This window comes from Streptomyces sp. NPDC099050 (genome assembly GCF_044759865.1).
GTDB lineage: Bacteria > Actinomycetota > Actinomycetes > Streptomycetales > Streptomycetaceae > Streptomyces.
Genome location: NZ_JBIWAE010000065.1, coordinates 1 through 2,588 on the forward strand (window position 1 = coordinate 1; position 2,588 = coordinate 2,588).

General features: G+C 66.1%; 3 protein-coding genes. 1 reads left to right on the forward strand and 2 read right to left on the reverse strand.

All coding sequences use genetic code 11. The annotated features are described in order from the left end of the window. Nucleotides 1-227 precede the first annotated feature (227 nt). Nucleotides 228-581: a hypothetical protein gene (locus tag ACIQV3_RS40475; protein WP_403722382.1), complete on the forward strand. Its 354-nt coding sequence runs from the start codon at nucleotides 228-230 to the stop codon at nucleotides 579-581. Between the two features lie 543 nt (nucleotides 582-1,124). Here ACIQV3_RS40475 and ACIQV3_RS40480 read toward each other — a convergent pair. Both ACIQV3_RS40480 and ACIQV3_RS40485 read right to left on the reverse strand, forming a co-directional pair. Beyond that, nucleotides 1,125-1,532: a GNAT family N-acetyltransferase gene (locus ACIQV3_RS40480; protein ID WP_403722388.1), complete on the reverse strand. Its 408-nt coding sequence runs from the start codon at nucleotides 1,530-1,532 to the stop codon at nucleotides 1,125-1,127. 50 nt (nucleotides 1,533-1,582) lie between these two features. Beyond that, complete coding sequence (locus ACIQV3_RS40485) at nucleotides 1,583-2,185, reverse strand: AAA family ATPase (protein WP_403722386.1); 603 nt, start codon at nucleotides 2,183-2,185, stop codon at nucleotides 1,583-1,585. Between the last annotated feature and the right edge of the window lie 403 nt (nucleotides 2,186-2,588).

Below are 2,588 nucleotides of genomic sequence, written 5' to 3' on the forward strand. Positions count from 1 at the left end.
GGGACCCTGTGGGAGAGTAGGACGCCGCCGAACAATCATTGGAGAAGAGCCCCGTACCAGGGAACTGGTACGGGGCTTTTCTGCGTTTACGGGCCCTTTTTGAACTTGGCGAATGGGCTGGTGGAGAAACTCCGTAGCCGCCGAGCTCCTTCCGTGGGTACCGTCCGGTGACAGTCCAGCCGTGCCCCGTGCCAGCGCGGGTCTCCCACATCCAGAGAGCTATCCGCATGACCAGCCAGCGAGCAACGACCACCCTGTGGCGCCCCACCGGCCCCGAGGAGCTGGACCTGGTCCGCGAGCTGGACTGGCGTGCCTGGCCCCCTCGGCTCTCCGAGCAGCCGATCTTCTACCCGGTGCTCAACGAGGACTACGCGATCAGGATCGCGAGGGACTGGAACGTCAAGCACAGTGGCGCCGGCTTCGTCACCCGGTTCGAGATGGAGTCGGAGTTCTTGAGCCGCTACCCCGTCCAGCAGGCCGGGGGGCGCACGATCCTCGAACTGTGGGTCCCAGCGGAGGAGTTGGACGAGTTCAACGATCACATCGTGGGCGTGATCGAGGTGGTCCACGAGTTCCGCTGAGCTGTGGGCAGGGAGCTCCAGTCAGTGGGATGCGGTACCGACGCGGCTGACCCAGACCCGAAGGGGCACAGCCTCCGGCTCAGCGTCGGCCACGTCATCCAGGTCCGACCAGACGACGAGGCCAGGCTCGCTGCCGGCCAGAAACCCCTCCACGCGATCGGACTGAGATCGTCGGAAGCCGTGTAGGTACCGTCGAACGGCAAAGCGTCCGGGGGCAGAGAGCAGGTCGAGCACCGGAGCTGCCCGGCCTGCTCGTCGTGCCACACGTAGAACGTCGCCGGCCCGGGGAAGCGCAGCTCTCGAACGCGTACCCGGAGGGCTGAAGCGGTCCGCTCGAAGGCGGTCACCACCGCTGAGACGGACAACGACCTGCGGTCCTCTTCCTCCGCACTCAGCCGCCAGGTGTTGGTCTCCCGTTCCACCCGCCGGTCAGCCGGCTCCAGGACCAGGGGCTCGTCCGCCACCTCGGCGATCCACGTCAACAACACAACAGAACCATCCCTGTGCGGTTCGAACCAGCAAGTGCCGCGGCTGGCGGGCGAGTTACTCCTCCGCCCGCCAGACGTAGCGGATGTCGGGCTCGTGCTCCTCATTGCGCAGCCCGTCGGTACGTTCGACCGCGGTGAATCCATGTCGCTCGTAGAACCGTTGCGCCGGAGCGTTGACCTGGAACGTCCACAGTCCCAGCCCGTCCGGCCGCTGCTGCTTGGCCAGGGCGATGAGCCGGTCGCCCAGGCCCTTTCCACGCCAGGACGGCTCCAGGTAGAGCTGCTCCAGTTCCTCGCCGTCGAGTACGAGGAGCCCTGCTACGGCGCCTTCGGCAACCGCTATCCAGGTTTCGTGGTGTGGCACGACCACGGCGGCGAACCAGTCCCGTACCTCGTCGTCGCCGTGCGCAAGACGCACCGTCGGCAACGCGGCTTTGAAGGAGCGCAGCCAGGTCTCGGCCATGGCGGCCGCATCGGAATCGATCGCACGCCGCACTACGGGCTCGTCACTGTTCACAGCGCCGGACTATCGCAGATAGGGGCCCCTGTCGCATTCGCATTCGGATTCACCGTCGCGGTTCGGGGAGGGGCGGAGAGCAGTACGCGGATCTCCCCGGCGACGGCGCCGGCATCGACGGGGCTGCTGGTGTCGACGGTCCGGACAGGGCCGCCCAGCGAGAGCGGGCCGGGGTGGGATGCCCAGGAGGTGACGCGTTCGCGGATCTGTTCGCGGGTGAGGTCCTGGTCGAGGTGGCCCGGATGGCGCTTGCGGGTGCGAAAGCGTTCGGCGACGAGGGTGGTGGGGCAGTCGCAGAAGACCTCGACCAGGCGAGCGTCCAGCTGGTGGAGCCGGCCGGGGGCGGTGTCGTGGTGCCACCAGTTCACGAGTACGGCCTGTCCGGCGTCGGCAGCGAGGGACAACAGGATGTCGTCGGCGGCCCGGCTCAGCCGGTGGCGCCAGGCGTCATCACCTACACCCAGGGAGTCGAAGAGCGACTCCAGGATCACGTCCTTGTCGATGAGCTGCAGGCCGAGGTGCACGGCGAGCCCGCGGGCCAGTGTGGTCTTTCCACTGGCCGGTAGACCAGTGACGATCACGAAGGACTTGTTGATCACGGCGACAGTCTGGCCCCTCGCCCGTCTCCTGGCCGCCTCCCAGACTCGAGGTGAAGGGGGGCCGCCGTGTCGCGCCCCTTTTGACGGTGCGGGGGGCGTCATGTAGAGTTAAACGGTTGCCTGGAACTGGACAAGTTCGGCAGCCGGCCCCCGAAGAAGCAATTCAGAGCGGGCACCCTCGACTCCTCATCCAGGAATCTGAAGCCGGGAAATCCGGTGGAAAACTTCTGATAGAGTCGGTCTCGCCGGAAAGGGAAACGCGAAAGCGAAGAACTGGAAAGCGAATCCCGCTGACTGGGAATCGGACACGAAAGAGTCTGATAGAGTCGGAGACACAAGAACGAACGAAACGCCCGGAGGAAAACCCGCGAGGGTGAGTACAAAGGAAGCGTCCGTTCCTTGA